Source organism: Streptomyces sp. NPDC001843 (genome assembly GCF_042891955.1).
GTDB lineage: Bacteria > Actinomycetota > Actinomycetes > Streptomycetales > Streptomycetaceae > Streptomyces.
Genome location: NZ_JBIATQ010000001.1, coordinates 560,906 through 585,047, shown reverse-complemented (window position 1 = coordinate 585,047; position 24,142 = coordinate 560,906). Strand labels below are relative to the sequence as shown.

At 70.6% G+C, this 24,142-nt stretch carries 28 protein-coding genes; 18 read left to right on the top strand and 10 right to left on the bottom strand.

All coding sequences use genetic code 11. The features are described from left to right. Positions 1 to 137: 137 nt before the first annotated feature. From ACFYZQ_RS02755 to ACFYZQ_RS02735, 5 genes are read right to left on the bottom strand one after another with little or no spacing between them, the layout of a single operon-like run. Positions 138 to 956 carry an ECF transporter S component gene (locus tag ACFYZQ_RS02755; RefSeq protein WP_389140878.1) on the bottom strand — a complete coding sequence of 273 codons (819 nt, stop codon included), beginning with the start codon at positions 954 to 956 and terminating at the stop codon, positions 138 to 140. Continuing rightward, the gene (locus ACFYZQ_RS02750) at positions 953 to 2,641 is read right to left on the bottom strand and encodes an ABC transporter ATP-binding protein (RefSeq protein ID WP_389140876.1); all 1,689 of its coding nucleotides are present in this window, start codon (positions 2,639 to 2,641) and stop codon (positions 953 to 955) included. Before ACFYZQ_RS02750 ends, ACFYZQ_RS02755 begins: the two co-directional genes overlap by 4 nt. Next, complete coding sequence (locus ACFYZQ_RS02745) at positions 2,638 to 3,711, bottom strand: energy-coupling factor transporter transmembrane component T (RefSeq protein ID WP_389140874.1); 1,074 nt, start codon at positions 3,709 to 3,711, stop codon at positions 2,638 to 2,640. Before ACFYZQ_RS02745 ends, ACFYZQ_RS02750 begins: the two co-directional genes overlap by 4 nt. Beyond that, positions 3,698 to 4,360 (bottom strand): SCO2322 family protein, encoded by a 663-nt coding sequence (locus tag ACFYZQ_RS02740; protein WP_389140872.1) that lies wholly within the window; start codon positions 4,358 to 4,360, stop codon positions 3,698 to 3,700. Before ACFYZQ_RS02740 ends, ACFYZQ_RS02745 begins: the two co-directional genes overlap by 14 nt. Further along, entirely contained in the window at positions 4,357 to 5,580 is a 1,224-nt protein-coding gene (locus ACFYZQ_RS02735; protein WP_389140870.1) for a prenyltransferase/squalene oxidase repeat-containing protein, read from the bottom strand. Before ACFYZQ_RS02735 ends, ACFYZQ_RS02740 begins: the two co-directional genes overlap by 4 nt. Positions 5,581 to 5,927: 347 nt before the next feature. Between ACFYZQ_RS02735 and ACFYZQ_RS02730 the strand changes: the two genes are divergently transcribed. Beyond that, positions 5,928 to 6,593 (top strand): phosphotransferase, encoded by a 666-nt coding sequence (locus ACFYZQ_RS02730; protein WP_389140868.1) that lies wholly within the window; start codon positions 5,928 to 5,930, stop codon positions 6,591 to 6,593. On the opposite strand, the gene ACFYZQ_RS02725 is transcribed toward ACFYZQ_RS02730, so the two are convergent. Both ACFYZQ_RS02725 and ACFYZQ_RS02720 read right to left on the bottom strand, forming a co-directional pair. Continuing rightward, positions 6,583 to 7,035, bottom strand: coding sequence for a nuclear transport factor 2 family protein (locus ACFYZQ_RS02725; protein ID WP_389140866.1), 453 nt, complete (start codon positions 7,033 to 7,035; stop codon positions 6,583 to 6,585). The two genes, ACFYZQ_RS02730 and ACFYZQ_RS02725, sit on opposite strands and share 11 nt — an antisense overlap. Positions 7,036 to 7,075: 40 nt before the next feature. Next, a complete protein-coding gene (locus ACFYZQ_RS02720; protein WP_389140864.1) occupies positions 7,076 to 8,137 on the bottom strand; it encodes an MBL fold metallo-hydrolase in 1,062 nt (353 codons plus the stop codon). Between the two features lie 287 nt (positions 8,138 to 8,424). Between ACFYZQ_RS02720 and ACFYZQ_RS02715 the strand changes: the two genes are divergently transcribed. Next, positions 8,425 to 9,555 carry a YaaC family protein gene (locus tag ACFYZQ_RS02715; RefSeq protein WP_389140862.1) on the top strand — a complete coding sequence of 377 codons (1,131 nt, stop codon included), beginning with the start codon at positions 8,425 to 8,427 and terminating at the stop codon, positions 9,553 to 9,555. Positions 9,556 to 10,009: 454 nt separating this feature from the next. Further along, positions 10,010 to 10,804, top strand: coding sequence for a GntR family transcriptional regulator (locus ACFYZQ_RS02710; protein WP_389140860.1), 795 nt, complete (start codon positions 10,010 to 10,012; stop codon positions 10,802 to 10,804). On the opposite strand, the gene ACFYZQ_RS02705 is transcribed toward ACFYZQ_RS02710, so the two are convergent. Further along, complete coding sequence (locus tag ACFYZQ_RS02705; protein WP_389141860.1) at positions 10,788 to 11,831, bottom strand: XRE family transcriptional regulator; 1,044 nt, start codon at positions 11,829 to 11,831, stop codon at positions 10,788 to 10,790. The two genes, ACFYZQ_RS02710 and ACFYZQ_RS02705, sit on opposite strands and share 17 nt — an antisense overlap. A gap of 425 nt (positions 11,832 to 12,256) precedes the next feature. Here ACFYZQ_RS02705 and ACFYZQ_RS02700 point away from each other — a divergent pair, with 425 nt between their 5' ends. The 12 genes from ACFYZQ_RS02700 (at position 12,257) to ACFYZQ_RS02645 (ending at position 19,562) form a co-directional block, all read left to right on the top strand. Further along, a complete protein-coding gene (locus ACFYZQ_RS02700; protein WP_389140858.1) occupies positions 12,257 to 12,613 on the top strand; it encodes a hypothetical protein in 357 nt (118 codons plus the stop codon). 2 nt (positions 12,614 to 12,615) lie between these two features. Beyond that, positions 12,616 to 13,974 carry an FtsK/SpoIIIE domain-containing protein gene (locus ACFYZQ_RS02695; protein ID WP_389140856.1) on the top strand — a complete coding sequence of 453 codons (1,359 nt, stop codon included), beginning with the start codon at positions 12,616 to 12,618 and terminating at the stop codon, positions 13,972 to 13,974. 85 nt (positions 13,975 to 14,059) lie between these two features. Then, positions 14,060 to 14,266 (top strand): hypothetical protein, encoded by a 207-nt coding sequence (locus ACFYZQ_RS02690; protein WP_389140854.1) that lies wholly within the window; start codon positions 14,060 to 14,062, stop codon positions 14,264 to 14,266. Continuing rightward, positions 14,266 to 14,937, top strand: a complete 672-nt coding sequence (locus tag ACFYZQ_RS02685) for a DUF2637 domain-containing protein (protein WP_389140852.1) — start codon at positions 14,266 to 14,268, stop codon at positions 14,935 to 14,937. Before ACFYZQ_RS02690 ends, ACFYZQ_RS02685 begins: the two co-directional genes overlap by 1 nt. Positions 14,938 to 14,953: 16 nt before the next feature. Next, a complete protein-coding gene (locus ACFYZQ_RS02680) occupies positions 14,954 to 15,148 on the top strand; it encodes a hypothetical protein (RefSeq protein ID WP_389140850.1) in 195 nt (64 codons plus the stop codon). 1 nt (position 15,149) lies between these two features. Next, positions 15,150 to 15,341 (top strand): mobile element transfer protein, encoded by a 192-nt coding sequence (locus ACFYZQ_RS02675; RefSeq protein ID WP_389140848.1) that lies wholly within the window; start codon positions 15,150 to 15,152, stop codon positions 15,339 to 15,341. Between the two features lie 11 nt (positions 15,342 to 15,352). After that, positions 15,353 to 15,508 (top strand): hypothetical protein, encoded by a 156-nt coding sequence (locus tag ACFYZQ_RS02670; protein WP_389140846.1) that lies wholly within the window; start codon positions 15,353 to 15,355, stop codon positions 15,506 to 15,508. A gap of 24 nt (positions 15,509 to 15,532) precedes the next feature. Then, entirely contained in the window at positions 15,533 to 15,847 is a 315-nt protein-coding gene (locus ACFYZQ_RS02665) for a SpdD-like protein (protein WP_389140844.1), read from the top strand. A 92-nt stretch (positions 15,848 to 15,939) separates the two neighbouring features. Beyond that, on the top strand, positions 15,940 to 16,752 hold the full coding sequence (locus tag ACFYZQ_RS02660) for a GGDEF domain-containing protein (protein WP_389140842.1): 813 nt from the start codon (positions 15,940 to 15,942) through the stop codon (positions 16,750 to 16,752). Continuing rightward, positions 16,745 to 18,121 carry a replication initiator protein RepSA gene (repSA, locus tag ACFYZQ_RS02655; protein ID WP_389140840.1) on the top strand — a complete coding sequence of 459 codons (1,377 nt, stop codon included), beginning with the start codon at positions 16,745 to 16,747 and terminating at the stop codon, positions 18,119 to 18,121. The genes ACFYZQ_RS02660 and repSA overlap by 8 nt, the downstream gene beginning before the upstream one ends. Then, positions 18,118 to 18,315: a helix-turn-helix transcriptional regulator gene (locus ACFYZQ_RS02650; protein ID WP_389140838.1), complete on the top strand. Its 198-nt coding sequence runs from the start codon at positions 18,118 to 18,120 to the stop codon at positions 18,313 to 18,315. The genes repSA and ACFYZQ_RS02650 overlap by 4 nt, the downstream gene beginning before the upstream one ends. Next, positions 18,315 to 19,562: a tyrosine-type recombinase/integrase gene (locus ACFYZQ_RS02645; protein WP_389140836.1), complete on the top strand. Its 1,248-nt coding sequence runs from the start codon at positions 18,315 to 18,317 to the stop codon at positions 19,560 to 19,562. The genes ACFYZQ_RS02650 and ACFYZQ_RS02645 overlap by 1 nt, the downstream gene beginning before the upstream one ends. A 197-nt stretch (positions 19,563 to 19,759) precedes the next feature. On the opposite strand, the gene ACFYZQ_RS02640 is transcribed toward ACFYZQ_RS02645, so the two are convergent. Beyond that, a complete protein-coding gene (locus ACFYZQ_RS02640) occupies positions 19,760 to 20,119 on the bottom strand; it encodes a DUF4190 domain-containing protein (protein ID WP_389140834.1) in 360 nt (119 codons plus the stop codon). Positions 20,120 to 20,388: 269 nt separating this feature from the next. Here ACFYZQ_RS02640 and ACFYZQ_RS02635 point away from each other — a divergent pair, with 269 nt between their 5' ends. The 3 genes from ACFYZQ_RS02635 to ACFYZQ_RS02625 all read left to right on the top strand — a co-directional run bounded on the left by ACFYZQ_RS02635 (position 20,389) and on the right by ACFYZQ_RS02625 (position 23,051). Next, positions 20,389 to 21,846: an aldehyde dehydrogenase gene (locus tag ACFYZQ_RS02635; protein ID WP_389140832.1), complete on the top strand. Its 1,458-nt coding sequence runs from the start codon at positions 20,389 to 20,391 to the stop codon at positions 21,844 to 21,846. A gap of 6 nt (positions 21,847 to 21,852) precedes the next feature. After that, positions 21,853 to 22,086, top strand: coding sequence for a ferredoxin (locus tag ACFYZQ_RS02630; protein ID WP_388787908.1), 234 nt, complete (start codon positions 21,853 to 21,855; stop codon positions 22,084 to 22,086). Between the two features lie 80 nt (positions 22,087 to 22,166). Then, on the top strand, positions 22,167 to 23,051 hold the full coding sequence (locus ACFYZQ_RS02625) for a tol-pal system YbgF family protein (RefSeq protein ID WP_389140830.1): 885 nt from the start codon (positions 22,167 to 22,169) through the stop codon (positions 23,049 to 23,051). A 291-nt stretch (positions 23,052 to 23,342) separates the two neighbouring features. Here ACFYZQ_RS02625 and ACFYZQ_RS02620 read toward each other — a convergent pair whose 3' ends face one another. Further along, complete coding sequence (locus ACFYZQ_RS02620; protein ID WP_389140828.1) at positions 23,343 to 23,987, bottom strand: TetR family transcriptional regulator; 645 nt, start codon at positions 23,985 to 23,987, stop codon at positions 23,343 to 23,345. Between the last annotated feature and the right edge of the window lie 155 nt (positions 23,988 to 24,142).

The window sequence follows — 24,142 nt, the reverse complement described above, 5'->3', positions numbered from 1 at the left end:
AGTCGGCTCTTGAAGTGCAGGTCGGACAGGATGTGCGTACGGACATATCGGACAAGTCGCGCTACGGTGCCGGATCGTAGGTGACGTGCGTCATGTGGGGTGCTTCACCGCGGCCCTGACGGAGTGCGTACGAGTGGTCACGAGGCGGGTGGCTCGAAGGTGACGGCCGTCTCGAAGGCCGCCCGGCGGGTGGCCCGGCGCAGCGCCCTCAGAAGCGTCGGCCCGAGCGTCAGGGTCAGGACGACCGTGCAGACCGCCCGGCCCAGGTCCCAGCCGAGGGAGGTGGCCAGGCAGTACGCGAGGAAGCGGGCCAGGTTCGCCGGGAGCGCCGCGTGCGGGTCGAAGGCGATGCCCGAGGCCAGGGCACCCATGAAGGGCCAGCCCGCCAGGTTCATCACCGTGCCGTAGGCGAAGGCGGCCAGGAAACCGTACGCGGACAGGAGCGCCAGCTCGGTCCGGCCGCGCAGCCGGTCGGCGCCGGGGAGCAGGCCCGCACCCATCGTGAACCACCCCATGGCGAGCATCTGGAACGGCATCCATGGGCCCACCCCGCCGGTGAGCAGGGCGGACGCGAACATGGTGACCGAGCCGAGGACGAACCCGAAGCCCGGGCCGAGGACGCGCCCGCTGAGCACCATGAGGAAGAACATCGGCTCGATACCGGCGGTACCCGCGCCGACCGGCCGCAGCGCCGCACCGGTCGCGGCCAGCACCCCCAGCATGGCCACGGCCTTCGGCCCGAGCCCCGACTCGGAGATCGTCGCGGCCACGACGGCGACGAGGAGCAGCAGCAGGCCCGCGAAGAGCCACGGCGCGTCCTGCGCGTGGGCGCCGAGCCGAGAGGTCGGGGGGGCCAGGAAGGGCCAGCCGAAGGCGACGACGCCGACCGCGCCGACCAGGACGAGCGCGGTCAGTGAGCGCGGGCCGAGGCGGACGGGGCGGGGCCGGCGCGTCATGCGAGCGCCTCCCGGACCTGGGCGACCGTGAGCCACGGCTGCGGGGCCAGGATCTTGGTGACCTGGGGCGCGAAGGACGGGGACGAGACGACGATGCCGGCCGTCGGCCCGTCGGCGATCACCTCGCCGTCGGCGAGCAGCACGACCCGGTGGGCGATCTCGGCCGCCAGCTCCACGTCGTGCGTGGCCAGGACGATCGCGTGCCCCTCGGCAGCGAGGCCGCGCAACACCGTGACCAGGCGCGCCTTCGCCGCGTAGTCCAGGCCCCGGGTCGGCTCGTCCAGCAGGAGCAGGGGCGGGCGCGCGGCCAGTACGACGGCCAGGGCGAGCGCCAGCCGCTGCCCCTCGGAGAGGTCCCGGGGATGCGTGTCGTCGCCGATGCCCGGCAGCAGCTCCGACACCAGCGCACGGCACGTGCCCGGCGCGGCCCCCGCGTCCCGGTCGGCCGCCGCGCACTCCGCGCCGACCGTGTCGGCGTACAGCAGGTCCCGTGGCTCCTGCGGGACCAGCCCGACCCGGCGCACCAGCTCGCGGGGCGGGGTGCGGTGCGGGACGGCTCCGCCGACGCGCACCGATCCGGCGGACGGTGCGACCAGGCCCACCAGCGCGGAGAGGAGGGTGGACTTTCCGGCGCCGTTGCGGCCCATGAGGGCGACCGTCTCGCCGGGTACGAGGGTGAGGTCCACCTGCCGGAGCGCGTCGACGCCGGCCCGGCGGACGGCCAGGGAGCGGACTTCGGCGGCCGTGGGCGGCGCGGGCTGCTCGGGGGCACGCCGGAACAGGCGGCGGCGGGCAGCGGGCGGTGGGGGAGCGGGGGTCGTGGCGATCGGTGTCGCGTCGGTCGGTGTCGCGTCGGGTGGCGTGTCCCGCCCGGTGAGCCGGTCCCGCAGCCCGTCCGCCCGCCGGCGCGCGTCCCGCACCGTCAGCGGCAGCGGGGACCAGCCCGCCAGTCGGCCCAGGTCCACCACCGGCGGGTACACCGGGGAGACGGCCATCATCTCGGCCGGGGTGCCGAGGAGGGGAGCGGCGCCGGGAGCGGGAAGCAGCGCGACCTTGTCGGCGTACTGGACCACGCGTTCCAGCCGGTGCTCCGCCATCAGCACCGTCGTACCGAGGTCGTGCACGAGCCGCTGGAGGACGGCGAGGACCTCCTCCGCGGCGGCCGGGTCGAGCGCCGACGTCGGCTCGTCCAGCACGAGCACCCGGGGGTGCGGGGTGAGGACCGAGCCGATGGCGACCCGCTGCAGCTGGCCGCCGGAGAGCGTGGCGATCGGCCGGTCCCGCAGGCCGGCCAGGCCGAGCAGGTCGAGGGTCTCCTCCACGCGGCGCCGCATCACCTCCGGGGCGATCCCCAACGACTCCATCCCGTAGGCGAGTTCGTCCTCCACGGTGTCCGTCACGAAGTGCGCGAGCGGGTCCTGGCCCACCGTGCCCACCACGTCGGCGAGTGCACGCGGCTTGTGGGTACGGGTGTCCCGGCCGGCGACCGTGACCCGGCCGCGCAGGGTGCCGCCGGTGAAGTGCGGGACCAGCCCGCTGACCGACCCCAGCACGGTGGACTTGCCCACCCCCGACGGGCCGACGAGAAGCACCAGTTCACCCTCCGGCACCTCGAAGTCCACTCCCCGCACGGCGGGTTCGGCCGCCCCGTCGTACGTCACGGAGACATCCTCGAAACGGATCACGACGACTCCTCGGGGACGACGAAGGCGGGGAGCAGGGCAAGGAGTACCGCGGCCGCGGGCCACAGGGGAAGCCCGGGCGCGGTCAGCGGCACGACACCGGGCTGCAGGGCGTCGGGGTCCCGTACGGAGGCGAGGGCCAGCAGCGCGGCGACGGCCGCGCCGGACCCGGCGACCAGCCAGGCACGCGCGTTCCAGGCGTCCGGGCGGTAGCGGGTGCGCAGGGTGCGGCGGCCTCCGAGGCGCAGGCCCAGGAGGGCGAGGACGACCGAGGCCAGCAGCACCGGCAGTCCGTACGTGCCGCCTTCGGCGGTGAGCAGTCCGTACGTGCCCGCGCAGACGCCGAGCAGGCCGCCCAGGGTGAGGGCGGCGGTGGTACGGCGGATCCGGGCGGGGACGTCGGCGGTACGGCCGTAACCGCGGGCGTCCATCGCGGCGGCGAGCGCGACGGACCGTTCCAACGCGCCCTCCAGCACGGGCAGTCCGACCTGGAGCAGCCCGCGCACGCCCCGGTCCGGGCGGCCGCGCAGCCGGCGGGCGGCACGCAGCCGCTGGACGTCGGCGATCAGGTTCGGTGCGAAGGTGAGGGCGACGACCACGGCCACGCCCGTCTCGTACAGCGCGCCGGGCAGGGACTTGAGGAGACGGGCCGGGTTCGCGAGGGCGTTCGCCGCGCCGACGCAGATCAGCAGCGTGGCCAGCCTCAGGCCGTCGTACACCGCGAACAGCACTCCCTCGGCGGTGACCTCGCCGCCCAGGCGGATGCCCTGCGCCCAGTGCGGGAGCGGGACTTCGGGGAGGCCGACGAGCACGTGCGTACCGGGAACGGGGGAGCCGAGCGCCACCGCGAACACCAGGCGGATGACGAGGACGGCGAGGGCGAGCCTGGCGAAGGCGCCGTAGGAGCGGGCCCAGGGGGCGGTGCCGCGGTGGGTGGCCACCACATAGCCGGACGCCGCCATGAGGAGCGCGAGGAGCAGGGGGTTGGTGGTGCGGGTCGCCGCCGTGCCCAGGCCCAGCGACCAGAGCCACCAGGCACCGGGGTGCAGTGCGGGTACGCTACGCGCGGCCACGGCGCCTGGCCCGCCATATCGCCGCCGCGCCCAGGAGCACGACCACACCCACGCCCACCGGCAGGCCCACCGACGGCCCGTGCCCCGACTCGCTCCCGGCGGGCTTCCCGGCCGGTTTTCCTGTGCGCTTCCCGGCAGGTCCGCCGACCGCCACCTGCTCCCCGCACCCCTTGCGGGGGTACCCGGCGATCGCACACAGCAGCGCGTTCGCGTCGTACCGCAGCGGTCCGGCCACGGCGGCCAGCGCGTCCGCCGTCGTCCCGTCGGCGGAGACCGCCGCGCAGACCGTCCGGCGGTCCGGCGGGGTCTCGCCGGAGGGGGCGTCGGAGGACGTGCCGAAGTCCAGGACCAGTGCGACGCGCTTCTTGCCCGGCCGGGCGGGCGACCCGGCGCAGATCGCGCCGAAGTCCGCGGTGCCGCGCGGACGCTGAGCGGAGGCGGAGTCCTCGCTCACCGCGAACCGGAAGCCCTGCACGTCGCCGTCGGCGGGACGCGCGGTCGACGGGCCCTGCGTGGCGTACGTCCAGTGGCCGCCGGTGCGCTCCCAGAACGACCAGTAGCGGTAGCCGGCGGCCTGGGCCTGCCCGGCCGGGACCACACACAGGAACACGCCCAGGAGCAGCGCCCCGGCACGGCGGACGCCGGTCACAGCCCCTGCTTCCTCTTGCGTCCGCTCAGCAGGAAACCGATGCCGATGCCCGCGACGAGGCCGGTGCCGACGATCCACCAAACGCTGGTCCCCGAGTCGTGCTTGGCCGGCTTCTTCTCACCGGCGGTGGTCTTCGCCGTCCGCGGCGCCGGTCCCGTCGCGTCGAGCGCCCGCACCAGGTCGGTACCGCCGAAGTCGCGCGGGTCGGCGCCCATCGCGTGCGCGGCGAAGACCAACTCGGCGTAGGCGGCGGGACCGCTCTGCTTCGCCCACTGCGCCGCGTTCTTCTCCAGCCAGGCGTACGGCTTTCGCGCCTGCTTCGTCCAGCCCTGCGCGGCCAGGGCGACGACGGCGTCGGCGGTGTTGCCGTAGTCGGGCTGTGGCTTCGCGCCGGGGAGGCTGGAGGTGAGGTGGCCGGTGTCGTGCGTCTGGTCCGACAGGTACGCGGCACCGTTGCGGGCGATCTCCGGCGGGGTCAGCGGCTTGTCCGAGTTGGCGCAGACGTAGCCCTCCTCCGGCGCCTTCCCGGCCTCAGCCACGAAGCCCTTGCCGAGCGCGCCCAGCACGCCGGCCGCCGTCGCGTCCGCGTTGGCCGACAACTTGCCCTTCTTGTCCGGCTGGTAGGCGAGGGCGCCGCCGCCGTCCTCGTCGCAGGGGATGGACCACTTGGCGAGCAGTTCGGCGGGGGTGCTGCCCTCGGTGCGCAGCTTCAGAGGGTCCTCGCCGGCCGCCGCGAGCGCGCCGATGACGACGGAGGTGGAGTTGGTGTCGCTGGGCGAGCCCGGCGTGTAGGGCCAGCCGCCGTCCTTGTTCTGTGTCCTCTTCAGCCAGACCACGGCCTTGTGCACCTCGCCGTCGTGCTCGCCGAGCGCGTGCAGGGCCTGGACGGCGGCGGCCGTGCTGTTGGTGTCGGCCTGGGCCTTGGTCGCCTCGCACGCCTTGGCGGGATCCGGACGGTAGGCGGCGAAGCCTCCGTCGGCGCACTGCTGCCCGACCAGCCAGTCGACGGCCTCGGCGGCGGGCCGGACGCCCACCGTGCGCTGGGCGAGCAGCGCGAGGGACTGCCGCCACACACCGTCGTACTTCGGGTCGGTGCCGCCGTACAGCCCGGACGGGAGCGCCGCCGACGGGGAGGGCGACGGCGACGCGGCCGTGGCGGGCGCGGCTGCGGCTATGACACCGACCGCGGCGATGGCCGCGGCGCTGCGGCGGACGTTCATGGTGGGCGACTGCCTCTCCCTGCGGGGGAGCACGGGCAGCACGGGACACCCCGGGCGGCTCGGCTCCGTAGACCTCGACGGTGCCGTGCGCGCGGCGGGCCGCCGACGCACGTGAGCCGGTCAACGTTCCACGCGGGGCGGTCCGGCTCACCGTCTGCGACGGTTCACGGATAGGGGTCTCCCCGGCTCGGGCGAAGCCGAGAGTCGGGGAAGGGTCAGCGCCGGAATTGCACCGGCTTCCCCCCGTACGGGTGTGATGACGACCGGGTCACTCTACCTGGCGGTGGGGGAGGCCTGAGAGGAGCCTGTGAGCCGGGGGTACCGGGCGCGGTCGGTAAGGTCGCGCCATGCTGCCAACGGGGAGACTGCTGGGTTCCGGCCGGTCGGCCGATGTGTACGAGATCGACGAGGAGTGGGTGCTGCGCCGCGATCGGGAGGGCTGGGGCGACGCGGCCGCCGAGGCGGCGGTGATGACGTACGTGCGCGAGCACGGCTACCCGGTGCCCCGGGTGCGGCCGTCCGACTCGCGCACCGACCTGGTGATGGAGCGGCTGTCCGGGCCCACGATGCTGGCCGCCCTCCTGGACGGATCGCTGGGCGCGGCGGAGGCCGGGTCCGAACTCGCCGCGCTGCTGCGGCGGCTGCACTCCGTTCCCGGCCGGGACCCGGCCGACCCGGGCGCCCGCGTCCTGCACCTGGACCTGCATCCCGACAACGTGATCCTCGCCCCGGACGGCCCCCGGGTCATCGACTGGACCAACGCCGAGGACGGCCCACCCGGCCTCGACTGGGGCATGTCCGCGGTGATCCTCGCCCAGGTCGCCGTGGACGAGGAAGGGCTCGCCGAGCCGGCCCGCGCGCTGCTGGCCGCGCTGCTCGCCGACCCGTCCGGGCTCACCGAGCCGGGCCTGACGGAGGCGCGGCGACGCCGTGCGGCCAACCCGACCATGAGCGCACGTGAGGTGGAACTCCTCGACGACGCGGTGGACTTGATCCGGACACTCACTCGCTGAGGCTCTTGGTGGGGCCGCCGAAGGGCAGCACGAGGACCCGGCGCTCCAGCAGCCACTCGCCCTCGACCCGACGGAAGGTGTCCTCGTAGTTCCCGACCTGGACCGGAGGCCCGGCCGGGACGATGCCGCCGGTGTGTCCGTCGACCCGGTACGTCGAGAAGTACGAGACGGCAGTCGCGGTGTCCGCGGAGGTGACGGTGACGAGGACGTTCGACATCAGCCGGCGGGAGAGCCGGTCGGCGGGCCGGGAGCCGAAGTACTCCCGCAGCGCCTGACGACCCACGGACCGCCGCCCGTCCCCCGGCGGGGGCCACTCCCAGCTGCCGTCCTCGGTGAACAGCTCGGCGACGGAGGCGGGTACACCGAGGTCGAGACGGTGGACGAAGGTGTGGATGACGCGCTCGCAGCCGCGCTCGGCGAGAAGGATCTCCAAAGGGCCCATGAGCCTTTCTACCAGCGGAGCCCTCGACCGGACGACCGCATCAGACCGCCACGTACGCCACCGGCTCACTGTCCGCCACCGCCTCCGCCCGCCCCTGCTTCACCAGCCGCCGCAGGTGGGCCTCCGCCTCCGAGACCGCGATGTTCCTCGATCCGTACGGGATCTGCGCCCAGGGACGGTTCCATTCCATGCGCTCGGCCACCTGCCAGGGCGTGAGTGGCTCGGCGAGGAGGGTGAGCAGCCCGGCGAGCCGTTCCTCGTGGTGCGCGAGCAACTGCCGTACGCGGGAGGGCGCGTCGGCGAAGGCGTACTGGTGGGCCGGGAGGACCTCGGCCGGGGCCAGCCGGTCCACCAGCTCCAGCGAGGCCAGGTAGTCGCCCAGCGGGTCGGTGACGTCCCCCACGCTCGGCTTCGCTCGCGCGGGGGAACCCCCATCGTCGTCGGGGTCCTCGTACAGGCCGATGTGCGGGGTGATCTCCGGGAGCAGATGGTCCCCGGAGAAGAGCCGGCCGCGGCCGGGGAGCCGGGCCGGGTGGTCCTCCTCCAGGTGCAGGCAGACGTGGCCCGGGGTGTGGCCCGGCGTCCACAGGGCGCGCAGGCGGCGGCCGGGGAGGTCGAGGAACTCACCGGGGACGATCTCCCGGTCGGGGAGGGCGGGGGACAGACCCGGCAGGGTCCGGCGGTGGGCGGCCCGAAGCGGGGCCACATGCTCCTCAGGCGCTCCGGCGGCCGTGAGCTTGGCGGCCATGTACGTGTACCAGCGCTCGGGGCGGGTTCCCCGCGTCCGGCGGACGATCGCCGCGTCGGCCTCGTGCATCGCGACCCACGCGCCGGAGACCTCCCGCACCTGCCCCGACAGCCCGTGGTGGTCGGGGTGGTGGTGGGTGATGACGACCCCGTACACCTCCCCGACCGGGAAGCCCAGCGCCGCCAGTCCCGCCACCAGGGTGTCCCAGGACGCAGGGTCGTCCCATCCGGTGTCGATCAGCACCGGGCCGCGGTCGGTGTCGACCGCGTACACCAGCGTGTGGCCGAGGGGGTTGTCCGGAATCGGCACGGCTATCGACCGCACACCGCCGCCGTGCTCGAACGTCTTCGCCATCCGCCCTCCGCCCGTCGTGCCGCTCACGGCCACTGCTCACGACCATCGCCCACTATAACTAGAACTGGTTTCAGTGGGGGCCCAAGTCGACTGATGCGGTGGGGCGTTGCGCTGACCTGTGCTGATGTGCCCACTAGCGGTCATCGCTTGTCGACGTTGGTCACTGTCGGACGGCCCAGAGACGGCCCAGCGCGGCAACCGATGAACCCAGCTCGCGAAAACGCAGGACGGCACGCGTACGACTAGCCCATCATGAGGTCACAGCGATCAAGTACGAGGGGGTAGCAATGAACCTTCCACAGCCTCGCCCCTTTAACTCGTGGGTCATTTCGGCGGTGCATGACCCTAAAAATCCTCCCGAATATTGGTCCGAGGGGGCGTCTATCCCCCTCATCCTGGAAAATCTAAGGAGGCATGCTGAAATTGCCAACGTAGGAAGAAAGAGGTTCTCGGGGACGCTGGCCCAGAAAAATAAGCTTTGGCTTGAGTATCGAAATTTCATGCGTCAGGCATTGAGTAACTTTCAGGCGGCGCTGGCTGTCCCTAATAGATCTTCATGCCTCCTCTATTATTACGCGATGCTGAATTTCGCTAAAGCTGAACTGTTGACCGTTCGGCCGTCGGACATCCAGGGGGTCGTTCATCATGGACTCAGTTTCAGCCCTGGAAGGCAAGGGAAAAGTGTAGCGGGCGACTCGCTAACGGTGAGAAAGGGAGTGTTTCCATGGCTTTATGAACACCGCACAGGACGCACCCTGCCCGTCGGGACGAAGCTTCCTATTAGGCGCCTAATTCCTCACATTCCTCAAGTTGGTAGCCAGTCGGCAGACGTGGGCTGGGGCAGTGAAAAGCCAAAGGGTCTCCATCATGTACTGGTCTTTGACGGTCAGCAGAGCTGGCCTGTTATTCTTTTGCCGGAAACTGGAACGCCAGCCGGTGTGACAGGGAGACTGTTTCGTCAACATTTTGAACAAGTTGAGATGTTCAATCATTGGCGTGACGTGTTCGGCCTCAGTCGCCGTTTGATGGGCTTCGCCATCTATCAAGCCCGGAGGACCGCTCCGCACCTTGCCGATGGATCACCTGACCTATCCGGCGCACTGGACATAACTTGGCAGATGAAGGATATTCTCGCCTCGCGAGACGAAGCCTTCTTCGATGGGATATTGTGCCCAAGCTTCTACAGCTCCAAGCTTTTTCCTATGCCTCCGGACTTGGCTCGCTACGCTGTGACGTACTATGCCTCTTCTCTTGTGCGCTATAAGCCGTCAGTCTTTGACTTCCAGCTCTTTCCAGAGCAAGCCCTACTGTTTGACGCCATCGCTAGAGAGTGTGCACTCCCAATGCTCATCGATACTTTCTCTGCGCTTGAGGGGCGGAGTCAGCTATTTGCTGATGCGGACACCTTGCGAGTCTGATGCGGGCAGAAAAAGCGACCTAGGTCGGTGGAGCGGCTTTGGGCTGGAGCTGATTTGGCGCGAGTGATCATGGCCCCGTAAGCTTCCGGCGCGTCGGGCAGTCTGTGGACCTGCCCGTTAAAGCACGACGTTGGGGCCATGATCTTCGAGGCTCGCGCCAAATTGGCTGCCTAAAGCCGTGGAGCCGACCGCCCCAGCCACAGTGGGTTTCCTGCCTCTGCCCGCATGCACGCAGCGCGCCGCCGGGCGGGGCCGCCGCTGGCGAAGACAGGGCGGCGGCCCCGCCGACAAGGCGGCGCGCGCCCGCGCCGTGCGCGGGCCTTGATGAAGTAGGGAAAGTCCTACCGCGCTGTTGGCTGGCGCTCGTCTCGTTGAGAGTGCCTACTCACGTGAGTAGGTCACGGCTACGCTTGTGCTGATCGGCATCACGGGAAGCAAGGAGCGTACCTACGGGATGGGACCGAAGTCGGAGCGGGTCTACCGCACGATCCGTGAGTGGATCTCGGAGGGCAGGTACTCGCCGGGTTCCAAGCTCCCGTCCGAGCGGACCCTGTCGGAAGAGCTGAGCATCGGACGCACAGCTCTGCGCCAGGTGCTGGCCAAGCTGGTCTCCGAAGGTCTCGTCGAAGTGCACGGCCGCAGCTCCTACCGGGTACCAGACCGGTCAGTGACCACCGAGACTCCGACGGATGTCGAGCCTTGGCAGATCCATGGTGAGCGGACCGTGTACGACAACCGCTGGGTGAAGCTCAGCCTCGTCGACGTCGAGCCTCCCGGTGTCGACCGGTTCGAGCATCACGTGGTGCGCCTCCACCGTGTCGCCGTCGCCGCCGTCCTCGACGACCAGGATCGGGTCCTGATGATGTGGCGCTACCGCTTCGTCCCTCAGTCGTTCGGCTGGGAGCTGCCCGGCGGAATCGTCGATGCTGGGGAAGAGCCCATGCAGGCGGCGTTGCGAGAGGTCGAGGAAGAGACCGGCTGGCGACCGACGACTCTTGACCACGTGGTGACCTACCAGCCCATGGTGGGCATGGTCGACTCGCCACACGAGATCTTCGTGGGCAAGGGCGCCAAGCTCGTCGGTGAGCCGACAGACCTCGAAGAGGCCGGGCACATCGCTTGGGTGCCGCTCTCAGACATCCCGGAGCTCATGGCACGTGGTGAGTTGATGGGGTCCGGCACACTCGTTGCCCTGCTGCATGTTCTCGCCTCCCGGGGTGCCGGCGCCTCGCCTACAACCGCTGCGTGAGCTGCTCGATCCGGCGTCGGTGACGCACTGAGCCTGTGCGGTTCGCAACCAGGCGGGCTTGGCGCAGGTGCTCGTGCGCCTGGTCGTACTCGCCGCGGGCCAAGTGCGCCTGTGCCAGATCGCAGCGCAGTCCTGCGGATGCTCGTATGAACGTGGGGTCGGCGGTGTCGAGTGCCGCGTAGAGGTTGCCCACGGCTTCGTCATCGCCTATCAGTGCAAGCGCGTTGCCACGCCACCTCGTGAGGTGGCCTTCGTTCAGGAAGATGCTGAGCATGTCCGGGTCGCGGGCCTCGTCTCCCGGTGGCAGGCATCGCGTCGCATTCTCCAGTGCCCGCCGGCACTCGTCGGGTATGCCAGCTCGGGCGCATATCTCGGCTTCGGCCGCGTACAGCCAGGCGGTGAGACGCGGTGACATCGCCTTGCCGCCGAGTCGCTGCGCGTCGCGTATCAACTGGACTGCCATGGGTGCACGTCCCGCGTCGCAGAGCACGTAGGCCTGCTCTGCCGTGGCGTGCGCGAGGTACATCGGCTCGTCCGCCTCCTGGGCGGCTCGCTTGCCCAACTCATAGTGGCGCCAGGCGCGTTCGACTGCCCCAACATCGAGGGCCTGCCACGCTGCGAGAGTCGCCGCCCCGGCCAACGCGCGGGCGACTGGGCGCCGGGTCTCTGGCAGTACAGCGAACGTCAGAGCGTCCTCAAGCGTCCCCAGGTGGGCGGTCATCTGGTCGACGAGACTCGCGGCCCCCATCTGGCGGTCCATGGTCCTGAACAACTCGGTCTGATCCATGAACGTCTTCACCATGGTCAGACTGACGCTGCGGGCCGCATCGATCCGGCCTAGGAGTTCGTCGTATCCGTCTGCCGCAGCCGGTGGCGTCAAGGTGACTGCTGCGCCGCTCAGTTCGTCGTCGGTGACGCCGAGCAGGGCACGCAATATCTTCGCGTACCGGGCCGAGATCGGGCGGCGGTCGTTCTCCCACTCCGAGACGTACACGCGCAGGCTGGCCGTGGATGCCACAGTGAGCATGTGCTCGCGCGCATAGCGCTCGATCTCGCGAACCAGCCGCTCCTGCGACCACTCGCGTGCACTCCTCGCTGACTTGAGTCCGTTCGTCACCTCGCGCCGCCCTGCCTCGGTTGTAAGTCCTAATTGCAGCATGCCTCACGTCAGTGCAGGTCGGGAGGGGTTAACGCGACAGGTGTTAACCCCTGTTGGCTACCGCGCTCTTGCAGGAAACGGTTCTCTAGAACCGTCGCAGTAAGGCGAGTTGAAAGCGCCGGACCGGCGACATCGCTTGACATCTGGTGCGCACCAGATGCAACCTACTGGTGCGCACCAGTTGGAAGCGCAACCGCCTGCGGCCTTGCTGCGGGCTTCGGCTAACGCACAGGAGCGGCGACCCACCGCCAAGCAAGTGCGCCGCTCCCGCCCCTCCGAAAGGGAGTTCCATCATGCGTCAGATTCCCGTCGACACCTCCGCCGCGACCCTGATGATCGCTCAGCCGCCTCAGAAGAAGATCGCCAACCGTCAGACCGGTCAGCTGGCTGTGGACCGCGACAGCGGCGAGACCCTGTGGACCATGGACGTGCTGTTCGTCATGAACGGAAGCGCTGACGTTGTCACCGTCGCCGTGCCTGAGCCGGGCGTCTCGGGCGAGCTGGCCATGGGCACGCCGGTCGCTCTCACGGGCCTGATCGCCCGGCCGTGGGAAAACGAGTTCAACGGACAGAAGCGGCACGGGATCTCCTTCCGCGCGGTCGCCGTGACCTCTCTCGTGGAGACCGCCGCGAAGCCGAAGGCGGCCTGATCATGACCGGCTTCACGGTCGCGCTGGTGCTGGTCGTCGCCGCTGCGGGTCTCCTGCGGTGGCGGCGCCCCGCCTGGTACTGGATGACCTTCGGGGTCACCTTCGCTGCGCTGCGGGTCCGCATCCGGTATGCCTCGGTCATGGATGCCTGCGGGCTGACGGTCCCGCCTTCGCGCTGGCGCCTGGCCTTTGCTCGGGCCACCAACCGGCCCGTGCCGGAGTCCCGCCCGCCGCGCATCCTGCGCCTGCGCCCGACCCGGACCGGCCTGGTCCTACGGCTCAAGCTCCGCCCCGGTCAGGACGCCTTCGACGTGGTTGCCGCATCCGACCGGCTACGGCACTCCTTCGGGATGTACGGGGTCACCTCGCGTGAGCTGCGCTCCGGCGTCGTCGAAGTACGGATGACCGGCTATGACGTGCTCAAGCGGGTGCAGATGCCCGCGAAGACCGACACCACCCGCCCTATGCGGATCCCGGTCGCCCTGCGCGAGGACGGTGGCGTGCACTACCGCGATTACCGGGCCGTCCCGCACGCGCTCACCCTCGGCGCCACCGAGTCCGGTAAGTCGGTCTACCAGCGCAACCTGGTCGCCGGGCTTGCTCCGCACGAGGTCGCCCTGGTCGGCATCGACTGCAAGCAGGGTGTGGAGCTCTTCCCGCTGGCCCGCCGGTTCTCCGCCCTCGCCGACAACCCGGACACCGCCCTGGAGCTGCTGGAAGCGCTCGTGGCCCACATGCAGGAGGTGTACCAGCTCATCCGGGCCGAGCAGCGCATTAGCGTCGCCGTGCCCGATGCAGAGATCGCCGCCGACATCTGGGACCTGCCCGAAGACCTGCGCCCGGTCCCGGTCGTGGTCCTGGTCGACGAGGTCGCCGAACTCGCCCTGTTCGCCAGCAAGGAGGAGGAGAAGCGCCGCGACCGGATCATCACCGCCCTGGTCCGCCTCGCCCAGCTCGGCCGCGCGGCCGGCATCTACCTGGAGGTGTGCGGGCAGCGGTTCGGCTCCGAACTCGGCAAGGGCATCACGATGCTCCGCGCCCAGCTCACCGGCCGTACCGCCCACCGCGTCAACGACGAGACGAGCGCCAACATGGCCTTCGGCGACATCTCCCCGGACGCCGTCCTGGCCGCCATCCAGATCCCGACCGACACTCCCGGCGTGGCCGTCACCGGTGACTCGTCCGGCGGCTGGTCCCGGATCCGCGCTCCGCACACGTCGCTGCGTGAGGCCGTGAACATCTGCAACCGGCACGCCGACCGCACTCCGGACCTGCCCGCCCTGGCGGCCTTCCGTCCGGCCTTCGCGCCGGTGCCCTCGGCCCGTGTGCCGCTGTCCAAGACAGCCCCTGCCACGGCCTGATCCCTTCCCGCTCTCCGGTTGGCGTGACCGCTTTCGCGCCAGGTCCCTACCCCTGCCATGCCTCATGAAGGGAGGAAGCCCCGTCATGTGCCCGAACTGCGAGGACTTCGCCCGCACCGTGCTCCTGCTCGGCCAGCTCGCCCTCTACGGCGACAACGCCGGAGCCGACCAGGACTTCATCGAGATCGTCGGCACGTCCCTGGCCGCCTCGCTGCCCGAGCCTCCGCCGGGGACGTTCCCGCCCGGCTACGACCCCAACAGCGGCCCGCCCTACCCGGGTGAGGGGTTCTGATGGCCCGCCCCGCCCTGCGGGTGGACGCGGTTCTGGTCCAGGCCGTCATCGCCGGTGCCCTGTCCTTCGCCCACTTGCACGACCTGGCCGCCGCTGCCGGACAGAGCGGCTGGAAGGCCTGGGCCTACCCGGTATCGGTCGACCTGCTCCTGGTCGCCGCCTGGCGACGCCTGCGCAGTGAGGGGCCGTCCCGGCTGGCCTGGTGCTGGTTCCTGATCGCCCTGGTCGCCTCGCTCGGCGCCAACGTGGCCACCGCCGGATTCCTCAACCTGGCCAACCCGCCCGCCCTGCTCCGCCTCGGCATCGCCGGATGGCCCGCCCTCGCCTTCCTCGGCGGGACCCTCCTGGCCCACTCCGCCGGAGACCGGGTGCCGGATCCGCCGGCACCCCCAGCCCTGGCACCCGAACCCGAGACGGAACCCGAACCCGCTGCAGCTCTGGAGCCGGAGGCCGTCACGGCAGAGGACGACACCCCGGCCCTGCCGGTCGCTCCTCCGGTGTCTGCCCCGGCTTCGGCCATGCCGGTCCCGGCCGCCCTGGTCGACCACGCCCGCAAGGTCGCGGAAGCCCACCAGGCACGCACCGGATCGCCGATCGACACCGACACCCTTCGCACCCGCCTCGGTGTCCCGCCCCACCTCGCCGACGCCATCGCTGCCCAGCTCGCCTGACCGGAAGGAACGACCGATGACCTCCGACCCCGCCGACCTGACCGCTGCCGACTACCTCGACGGCGCTCGGGAGATGGCCGCGGCCGACCGGCCCTTCCTCGCCCATCTGCTCGCCGAGGAAGCCGCCCAGCGCACCGCCGACCCGGCCATCGCCGCCGGTATCCGTGCCAGCTTTCCCGACCCCACCACGACCCGTGAGGAGACCGACTGACATGCCTGCCCGCGACAACTTCCACTCCGTGATGAGCATCGGTCCGGTGCAGATCGGCACCCACCGCGACCGCCACGGCCGGACCAAGCACGCCGCCGTGTGCACCGCCGACCGGTGCGGCTGGTCCGCCGACTACTCCAGCCAGTCGGCCGCCCAGCTCGCCGCCCGCACCCACCGCTGCCGCGTCCGCTAGGAGCCGCCGCCATGCAGGTCCCGCTCTGGTTCGCCCTCCTGGTCGTCGGCTGGCTCGGCGTCAAGCTCATCCGCCCGCCCTGGTGGCTCGTCGCCGTGCTCCTCCTCGGCGGCTACCTCCTCGCCGACAGCCTCTTTGCCCCCGTCATCGACACCGCCGTCAAGTAACCGTCCAGCCAAGGGAGACCGACCATGCTCCGGCCCAAGATCCCGACCATGCCCACCGTGGCCAGCCTCGCCAACCCGCCCGCCACCGTCACTGAGCAGACGGCCACGGTCCACCAGCCCACCGCCCCCGTCCCGGCCCCGGTGGCGCCGTCCCGCTCGACCGTTCAGCTCACGCCCGGCAGCGTTCTCGCCCTCGTCGGCGGCGGCACGGCCGTGGTCCTGGTCGTCGGCGCCGTCCTCGTCTCCATGCTCCTCGCGGTCGCCATCACCGGCGTCTCCCTTGCCGTCTGCGCCCTGGTGATCCGCTCCCTGGTCAACAGCGACGCCAAGCGCCGCTGACCGGTCCCCGGGGCGACGCACAAGCCGCCAAGCACGCCGCCGCTCCTGGGACCGGCTCAGGCCACCTAACCGCCACCGCCAAGGAGAACGTCATGGACCTGCAGATAGCAGCAAGCATCGTGCCGTTACTCGGCTGGGCCGTACACGGAGGCGTCCTCACCCGCCGCCTCGCCTACGCCCGCCGCGACCCGCTCACCGGTCTGCAAACCCGTGCCGGATGGACCGCCCGCGCCGAACACCTCATCCGCCGGCACCCGCACGCGACCGTGCTCCTGATCGACCTCGACCACTTCAAGACCCTGAACGACACCCACGGCCACGCTGCCGGAGACGCCGCGCTCGTGAAGACCGCCGAACGGCTGAGCGCCTGGTGCAAGGGCAACGGAACTGCTGGCCGCCTGGGCGGCGACGAGTTCGTCGCCATCGTCTGCGACCTGACCGCCGCTGATCTTGCCGCGCTCACCACCGCACTGCACCAGCCGCTGCACTACGACGGGAAGTCACTGCCGCTGGCTGCCTCGGTCGGTACCTGCCCCATCGCCGATCTCCCGGTGCCCGCCCTCACCGACGCCCTCGCCGCCGCCGACGCGGCCATGTACCGCGCCAAGGGCCGTGGCCGCCGGGGCTCCCACGACCGACCACTGGGTGGCGCACAAGCCGCCAAGCACGCCGCCACCCAGGGCCGTTCCTCCCAACCGCAATCGAAAGGAACCACCATCATGACCCACCGCACCCCGCCCCCGCCGCGAATCTGCCCGGCCTGCGACGGCTTCGCCTCTGCCGCCATCACCCTCGGCGGCCGGGACCGACACGGTCACCTGCGGACCATCACCGCCCACTGCCCGGCCTGCAACGGCACCGGCACCGCTCCCACCCGCCGTACCCGGGAGGGTGCCCGTGTCTGAGCAGCTGCTCGACCCGACCACCCTCGGCGACCTGCTGAGGGTGGCTTCGGCCGATGACTACTCCCGCTGGGAAGACCAGATCCGCCGCACCGGCGGCTGTGCCGATCCCATCCACCTGACCGGCTGGACCCTCCACAAGGACAAGACCACCGGCGAGACCCTGCACCACTACACCACCGAGAACGAGCCCGGCGGACGCCTCCGCCTCGCCTGCGGCAACCGCCGCGCCTCCCGCTGCCCCTCCTGCGCCTGGACGTACGCGGGCGACACCTACCACCTCATCCGCGCAGGCCTGGCCGGAGATGACCGCCGCGACATCCCCGCCACCGTCCGGAATCACCCCCGCGTCTTCGCCACCCTCACCGCCCCTTCCTTCGGCCCGGTCCACAACCGCCCCGACCGTGGCGTCTGCCGCTGCGGCACAGACCACCCCGCCGATGACCCCGTCCTCGGCACCGCCCTGGACTCAGCGACGTACGACTACGCGGGCGCGGTGCTGTTCAACAACCACGCCGGACAGCTCTGGCAGCGCTTCACCAACCGGCTCCGCCGGGAGGTCGCCGCCCGCGCCGGCCTCTCTCAGCGGGAGCTGAAGGAAGCCGCCCGGCTCTCCTACGGCAAAGTCGCGGAGTTCCAGAAGCGCGGGGCCCTGCACTTCCATGCCGTGATCCGCATCGACGGACCGGACGGCCCCGGCACCCCTCCGCCGACCTGGGCCACGGTCGACCTCCTCTCCGACGCGATCCGGGCCGCCGCTGCGCACTCCTACACCTCGGTCTCCGTCCCGGCCGCCGCCGACCAACCGGCCCGGACCTTCCGCTGGGGCCGACAGCTCGACGTCCGGCCGGTCAAGGCCTTCGGGGACGGCTCCGACATCACCGAACAGGCCGTCGCCTCCTACGTCGCCAAGTACGCCACCAAAGCCGCCGAGAACACCGGCACCCTCGACCGCCGCATCGGTGAGCTGTCCGAACTCGACCGCCACGGCGTCCCCGACCACACCCGCCGACTCATCGAAGCCTGCAAACTCCTCGATCCGCTCTACCCTGACCGGCGCCTGTGGGCCTGGGCGCACATGCTCGGCTTCCGCGGCCACTTCTCCTCCAAGTCCCGCCGCTACTCCACCACCCTCGGTGCCCTCCGCCAGGCCCGCGCCGACTTCCGCGCCGCCCAGGAAAACGCCGCCCTCGGCCTCGAGGACCAGGAGCCGGACACCGTCCTGGTCCTCGCCGACTGGCAGTACGCAGGCCACGGCCACACCCCCGGCGAATCCGTCCTCGCCGCCACCATCGCCCGCGACCTCCAGCTCAACCGCGAAGCAGCTCGCGAAGCCCTGCAAGACCTGGCCCTGGAAGGAGCCGCCGCATGACCGTCCGCACGCTTCCCGAGCGGTACCTGACCCCGGCCGACGTCGCCGAGCTGCTCGCCGTCCCGGTCGAGACGCTGTACCAGTGGCGCCGGAAGCGCACCGGCCCCCGCGGCTTCCGAGTCGGCCGGCATCTGCGCTACGACCCCAACGACGTGCGCGCCTGGGTCGGCTCCCTCATGGAAGGGGCCGCGTAGTGGCTGGGCACATCCAAGACCGCTGGTACAAGACCGAGGCCACCCCGGAGGGGAAGACCCGCAAGGTCAAGACAGACCGCCACGGCACCGGCATGCGCTACCGCGCCCGATACATCGGCCCCGACGGGACCGAGAAGTCCAAGAGCTTCCCCGATGGCAAGAAGCGGCTCGCTGACCAGTGGCTCGCTCGCATCGAGGCGGACATGTCGCGTGGCCAGTACGTCGACCCGGAAGCCGGGAAGGTCACCTTTCAGCAGTACGCCACCGAGTGGCTGGCCGGTCAGACAACCGACCCGACGACTCGTGAGAATACAGAGCGCCGCCTTCGGCTTCATGCCTTTCCATACCTCGGAAGCCGTCCTCTTTCCTCGCTCCAGCCGTCCGACATCCGATCCTGGATACGCAAGCTGGAGGAGACAGGGAGCGCTGGATCATCCCGTCGCGTCATCTTCGGAAACGTGTCGGCGGTGCTCGCTGCTGCAGTTGATGACGGCCGCCTTGCGCGCAACCCCTGTGGAGTGCGTTCGGTACGGCGCCCGAAGCCCGCCCCTGGTCGTGTCGCTCCGTGGTCCGCAGAGCGCGTGTTCTCCGTGCGGCGGGGGCTGCCTGGCCGGTTCCGGGCCATGGTCGACGTCGGGGCCGGATGCGGACTTCGGCAAGGAGAGATCTTCGGTTTGGTCGTCGACGAGGTGGACCCGCTGTCCGGCGTCCTGCACGTCACCCAGCAGGTCAAGGTCGTGGAACGGAAGCTGGTCTTCGCTCCGCCGAAGAACGGCAAGCTCCGTGACGTGCCGCTGCCGGACTCGGTCGCCTTCGCGCTCGCCGAGCACATGACGGCCTTTCCGCCGGCCGAAGTCACGCTGCCCTGGATGCGTCCCGACGGAGAGCCGGTGACCAGGCTCTTGTACTTCACCGGTGTTGACGGTGGGGCGGTCTGGCGCAACGCGTTCAACGTGCACGCCTGGAAGCCTGCGCTCGCCGCGGCCGGAGTGATCCCCAAGCCCGGGCCGGGGGAGCGCTACAAGGAAGCCCGCGAAGACGGCATGCACGCCCTACGGCACTTCTACGCGTCGGTGCTCCTCGACTCCGGGGAGAGCATCAAGGCCCTGAGTGCCTACCTCGGCCATGCCGACGCCGGGTTCACGCTCCGCACCTACACCCACCTCATGCCGAGCAGCGAGACGCGTACGCGGAAGGCCGTCGACGAGATGTACCGGACGGCCCACAAGGCCCCGACGGCCCCCTGACGGCCCACGCCTTCCGCACCCGCCCCTGATCATCGGGAAACCGCTGGTCAGGGGCGTTCTCGTCCTTACCGTGGACTACTTTAACTAGAACTGGTTTCAGTGGATGCCCAAGTCGACCGTCGGTGCGGGGCGTTGGGCTGATCTGCGTTGATGTGACCTGGTAGTCACCACTGAGGCCTGTGACTTGTCACGAGCCCTCACGCGGAGTCGGTGAGAAATGCCAGCCCTGCCAGAAGTCCCGCGTAAGCCAGAACCAGCAGGAAACTCAGAAGGATCAGGATCCAGCCGGTCACGATGGCGAGCAGTGCCACGCCTCTGTCGCGACCGCCGAGGCGCTTGCCCCGGCGGCGACCGAGGTGGCCGGCGGGGATCGCGACGACACCGGACATGAACAGGAGGAACGTGTAAAACCCGCCGTACAGCAGCCAGAACATCGGTGTCGCGAAGATGCCCACGATCAGGCAGATGCCCAGGAAGGCAGCCCAGACGCTGATTCGCGCAGCCGTGTTGCGAGCAGGGGCACCCGCCTCATCGGCCTTCTGAACCGCATCGGCCACGTTCCACCCCCGTCTGGTGCCGGCGCCCCACTCTACGAGAACGGCCCCATGGCCGGTGTCACCGGTTCCGACGCTTCGGCGGTCGCCGGCCCGGACGTCAGTCGGCGATGCGACGGCGGGAGGGCGGCCCGCACGTTCCGCACCCGCTTCTGATCATCAGGAAACCACTGGTCAGGGGCATTCTCGCGCTGTCCGTGGACTACTTTGACCGGAACTGATATCTGTTCCTGAAACAGCGTCAGATTTGCTGCGGCGGGAGGCAGTCGGCCATGACCGAGCTCGTGGAACACGGACAGCTGTTCATCGGCGGGGAGTTGACCGATCCCCTCGGCAAGGACGTCATCGAGGTCGTCTCCCCGCACACCGAGGAGGTCATCGGGCGCGTGCCGCACGCCTCGCGTGAGGACGTGGACCGGGCCGTCGCCGTGGCGCGCCGTGCGTTCGACGAGGGGCCCTGGCCGCGGGCGACGCTCCAGGAGCGGATCGAGGTCGTCACCCGCATCAAGGACGCGATCGCCGCCCGCCACGAGGAGATCGCCCGGGTGATCTCCTCCGAGAACGGCTCCCCGTACTCCTGGAGCGTGCTCGCCCAGGCCCTCGGCGCGATGATGGTGTGGGACGCGGCGATCAGGGTCGCGCGGGACTTCACGTACGAGGAGACCCGTGACGGGGTGCTCGGGAAGATCCTGGTGCGCCGGGAGCCGGTCGGGGTCGTCGCGGCCGTCGTCCCCTGGAACGTCCCGCAGTTCGTCGCCGCCGCCAAGCTCGCGCCCGCCCTGCTCGCCGGCTGCACGGTGGTGCTCAAGCCGTCCCCCGAGTCGCCCCTGGACGCCTACATCCTCGGCGAGATCGCCAAGGAGGCCGGGCTGCCGGACGGTGTGCTGTCCATCCTCCCGGCCGACCGCGAGGTCAGCGAGTACCTGGTCGGGCACCCCGGGATCGACAAGGTCTCCTTCACGGGGTCGGTCGCCGCCGGCAAGCGGGTGATGGAGGTCGCCGCGCGCAACCTCACCCGGGTGACGCTGGAGCTGGGCGGCAAGTCGGCGGCGGTCGTGCTGCCCGACGCGGACATCGCGACGGCGGTGCCCGGGATCGCCTCGGCGGCCTGGATGAACAACGGCCAGGCCTGTGTCGCGCAGACCCGCATCCTCGTGCCCCGCTCGCGCTACGACGAATTCGCCGACGCCTTCACGCAGGCGGCGAGCGCGCTCACGGTCGGCGACCCGCTGGACCCGGCGACGCAGGTGGGTCCGCTGGTGGCCGAACGCCAGCAGCGCAGGAACCTCGACTACATCCGCATCGGTCAGGAGGAGGGCGCCAAGATCCTCACCGGCGGCGGGCGCCCGGCAGGCCTGGAGCGCGGCTGGTACGTCGAGCCCACCCTCTTCGGCGACGTCGACAACTCCATGCGCATCGCCCGCGAGGAGATCTTCGGCCCGGTGATCTGCCTCCTGCCGTACGGCGACGAGTCCGAGGCCCTGAAGATCGCGAACGACTCGGACTACGGGCTCAGCGGCAGCGTGTGGACCGGCGACGTGGAGCACGGCATCGAGGTCGCCCGGCAGGTCCGTACCGGCACCTACTCGGTCAACACCTTCAGCCTCGACATGCTCGGCCCGTTCGGCGGCTACAAGAACTCCGGTCTCGGGCGGGAGTTCGGCCCCGAAGGGTACGGCGAGTTCCTGGAACACAAGATGATCCACCTGCCGGCCGGCTGGGAGGCGTAGAACGTCATGGGCGACCGCTGGCACATCGAGGTCGACCGCTCCGTCTGCATCGGCTCCGCCCAGTGCGTCCACCACGCCCCCGGCGGCTTCCGCCTGGACACCGCCCGCCAGTCCCACCCCGCCGAGGCGGACACCGACGCGAACGAGAAGGTGCTGGCGGCGGCGGAGAACTGCCCCGTGGAGGCCATCGCGATCACCCTCGTGGGCAGCGGAGAGGCGGTGTACCCGCCGGAGGAGTAGGGCCGCCGGCGCTGCTGTCGCCTGTCGGTGGCCGGGGGATACGCTCCTGATGTAGCGGTTGAACGACCAGGGTGGGAAGCGTGCGGAAGTCCGAGGCCGGAGAGCTGATCAAGCAGGCGTACAACGCCTGGGACGCGGAGGAGTGGCTGACCGCCGCCGGTCTCTTCGAACAGGTGCTGGCGCATTACGCGGACGAGGAAGAGAGCGCGGTGTGGTGGTACGACGCCGCGCTCGCCCACAAGTTCCTGCGCAACTGGGCCAAGGCGTACGAACTGGGCCGTGAGGCCGCCGCCCGCGCCCCGCGTGGCGAGGGCGACCCGGCGTACTGGAACCTCGGCATCGCCGCCACCATCCAGCGCGACTGGGCCACCGCCCGGGAGGCCTGGGCCGGCTTCGGCATCGAACTCCCGGAGGGGGACGGTGAGATCCAGGCCCGGTTCGGGCCCGCCTGTGTGCGGCTCGACACGGGCGGTGAGCGGGAGGTCGTGTGGATCGACCGGCTGTGCCCCACGCGCGGGCGGGTGGTGAACGTGCCCGCCAGTGGCGGGCGCCGGTACGGGGAGATCGTCGTGCACGACGGCGAGCCCAAGGGCCGGCGGGTCGTCGACGGCAGGGAGTACCCGGTCTTCGACGAACTGCTGCTCTTCGAGGCGTCCGACCTGCCGACGCTGGAGGTGACGGTGCACGCCGGCGACGCGGCCGACCTGGAGGCGTTGATCGACCTCTTCGCCGAGCAGGGCTACGGTGCCGAGCCCGCGAGCAGCATGGAACTGCTGTGCACGTGCTGCAGCGAGGGCACCCACGAGCAGGAGCGCAGCGTCCATGCGGGCGCCCAGACGGTCTCCCTGGCCGCCCCCGAGGAGGAGGCGCGGCGCCTGCTGGAGCGGTGGGCCGGGGAGGCGGAGACCGGCCGGAGCTGGAGCGGGCTGGCGGCGGTCGCTCAGGACGCCGAGGGCCAGCCGTAACGCGTCAAAAAAATCACCCTCAGGGGGGTTCCATCCTGGTGTGGGCGTTTTATCCTGAAATCAGCCTACGGGGCGAGTGAGGGAGCTCGACCGGAGTAGCCGACTTTGGCGCGACGTCGATCAGCGGTCGACATCCGCCGGGGCCGACAGCGACGGTCGGCTGAGAGGCCGAACGGCAGCAGTCGGGCCGGGAGGCGACCCCCAGTACCTGCCGGGTAATGCCGGAAGGGAACCCGTCTCGTAGGTTTCTGCTGCCCCGGCGTCTGATGTCCCGGTTTCCGCCGTCCCGCCTCAGTCCCGGGACATGCCATGCTGTGCCGGATCCGTGAGGTCGATGAGGCGGCACACCGTCTCGATGTCGATCTTCACCTGGGCGATGGAGGCGCGGCCCGACAGCCAGGTGATCAGGGCCGAGTGCCAGGTGTGCTCGATCACGCGGACGGCGGAGAGCTGCTCGGGGGTGGGGTTCTCCAGGCCCATCGCGTCCAGGATGATCGCGGTGGTCTGCCGGGAGACCTGGTCGACCTCGGGCGAGACGCTGCGGTCGGCGAAGGTCAGCGCACGGACCATCGCGTCGGCCAGGTGCGGCTCCCGCTGGAGGGCGCGGAAGGCCCGCATCAGGGTCTCCGCCACCCGCTCGGCCGCCGTGTCGCCCGCCGGGGGCTTCTTCCGCAGCGTGCCGTGCATGTGATCCAGCTGGTCCTGCATCGTGGCGACCAGCAGATGCACCTTCGACGGGAAGTAGCGGTACAGCGTGCCGAGCGCCACCTGCGAGGACTCGGCGACCTCCCGCATCTGCACCGCGTCGAAACCGCCCCGGCTGGCCAGCTGCGCGCTGGCGCGCAGTATCCGGCGGCGCCGGGCCTCCTGCCGCTCCGTCAGGGGTGCGGAGGCGGGGTGCGCGGTACTGGATTCCACCTTGGCGTGCGCAGGCATCGGTCCCGTTCCGTGACAGTCGGTGAGGCAGCCGTTGAGGGCGAGTGATCACCTAGCATGGCAGGGGCCCGGCCGTGGCGCGAATCACCTGATCCAGTGCTCACAGCATCCCTACCTGCCGGTAGATTCGGAGCCTCTTGAACGATCAAGTCTGA

Excerpts from the sequence above, each read along its gene's own strand:
- ACFYZQ_RS02665 (WP_389140844.1), top strand. The coding sequence starts at position 15,533 with ATGCTCCGGCCCAAGATCCCGACCATGCCCACCGTGGCCAGCCTCGCC.
- ACFYZQ_RS02705 (WP_389141860.1), bottom strand. The coding sequence starts at position 11,831 with ATGCTCACTGTGGCATCCACGGCCAGCCTGCGCGTGTACGTCTCGGAG.
- ACFYZQ_RS02630 (WP_388787908.1), top strand. The coding sequence starts at position 21,853 with ATGGGCGACCGCTGGCACATCGAGGTCGACCGCTCCGTCTGCATCGGC.
- ACFYZQ_RS02685 (WP_389140852.1), top strand. The coding sequence starts at position 14,266 with ATGGCCCGCCCCGCCCTGCGGGTGGACGCGGTTCTGGTCCAGGCCGTC.
- ACFYZQ_RS02695 (WP_389140856.1), top strand. The coding sequence starts at position 12,616 with ATGACCGGCTTCACGGTCGCGCTGGTGCTGGTCGTCGCCGCTGCGGGT.
- ACFYZQ_RS02735 (WP_389140870.1), bottom strand. The coding sequence starts at position 5,580 with ATGAACGTCCGCCGCAGCGCCGCGGCCATCGCCGCGGTCGGTGTCATA.
- ACFYZQ_RS02635 (WP_389140832.1), top strand. The coding sequence starts at position 20,389 with ATGACCGAGCTCGTGGAACACGGACAGCTGTTCATCGGCGGGGAGTTG.
- ACFYZQ_RS02725 (WP_389140866.1), bottom strand. The coding sequence starts at position 7,035 with ATGGGCCCTTTGGAGATCCTTCTCGCCGAGCGCGGCTGCGAGCGCGTC.
- ACFYZQ_RS02700 (WP_389140858.1), top strand. The coding sequence starts at position 12,257 with ATGCGTCAGATTCCCGTCGACACCTCCGCCGCGACCCTGATGATCGCT.
- ACFYZQ_RS02680 (WP_389140850.1), top strand. The coding sequence starts at position 14,954 with ATGACCTCCGACCCCGCCGACCTGACCGCTGCCGACTACCTCGACGGC.
- ACFYZQ_RS02660 (WP_389140842.1), top strand. The coding sequence starts at position 15,940 with ATGGACCTGCAGATAGCAGCAAGCATCGTGCCGTTACTCGGCTGGGCC.
- ACFYZQ_RS02720 (WP_389140864.1), bottom strand. The coding sequence starts at position 8,137 with ATGGCGAAGACGTTCGAGCACGGCGGCGGTGTGCGGTCGATAGCCGTG.
- ACFYZQ_RS02670 (WP_389140846.1), top strand. The coding sequence starts at position 15,353 with ATGCAGGTCCCGCTCTGGTTCGCCCTCCTGGTCGTCGGCTGGCTCGGC.
- ACFYZQ_RS02730 (WP_389140868.1), top strand. The coding sequence starts at position 5,928 with ATGCTGCCAACGGGGAGACTGCTGGGTTCCGGCCGGTCGGCCGATGTG.
- ACFYZQ_RS02675 (WP_389140848.1), top strand. The coding sequence starts at position 15,150 with ATGCCTGCCCGCGACAACTTCCACTCCGTGATGAGCATCGGTCCGGTG.
- ACFYZQ_RS02690 (WP_389140854.1), top strand. The coding sequence starts at position 14,060 with ATGTGCCCGAACTGCGAGGACTTCGCCCGCACCGTGCTCCTGCTCGGC.
- ACFYZQ_RS02715 (WP_389140862.1), top strand. The coding sequence starts at position 8,425 with ATGAACCTTCCACAGCCTCGCCCCTTTAACTCGTGGGTCATTTCGGCG.
- ACFYZQ_RS02755 (WP_389140878.1), bottom strand. The coding sequence starts at position 956 with ATGACGCGCCGGCCCCGCCCCGTCCGCCTCGGCCCGCGCTCACTGACC.
- ACFYZQ_RS02650 (WP_389140838.1), top strand. The coding sequence starts at position 18,118 with ATGACCGTCCGCACGCTTCCCGAGCGGTACCTGACCCCGGCCGACGTC.
- ACFYZQ_RS02710 (WP_389140860.1), top strand. The coding sequence starts at position 10,010 with ATGGGACCGAAGTCGGAGCGGGTCTACCGCACGATCCGTGAGTGGATC.
- ACFYZQ_RS02620 (WP_389140828.1), bottom strand. The coding sequence starts at position 23,987 with ATGCCTGCGCACGCCAAGGTGGAATCCAGTACCGCGCACCCCGCCTCC.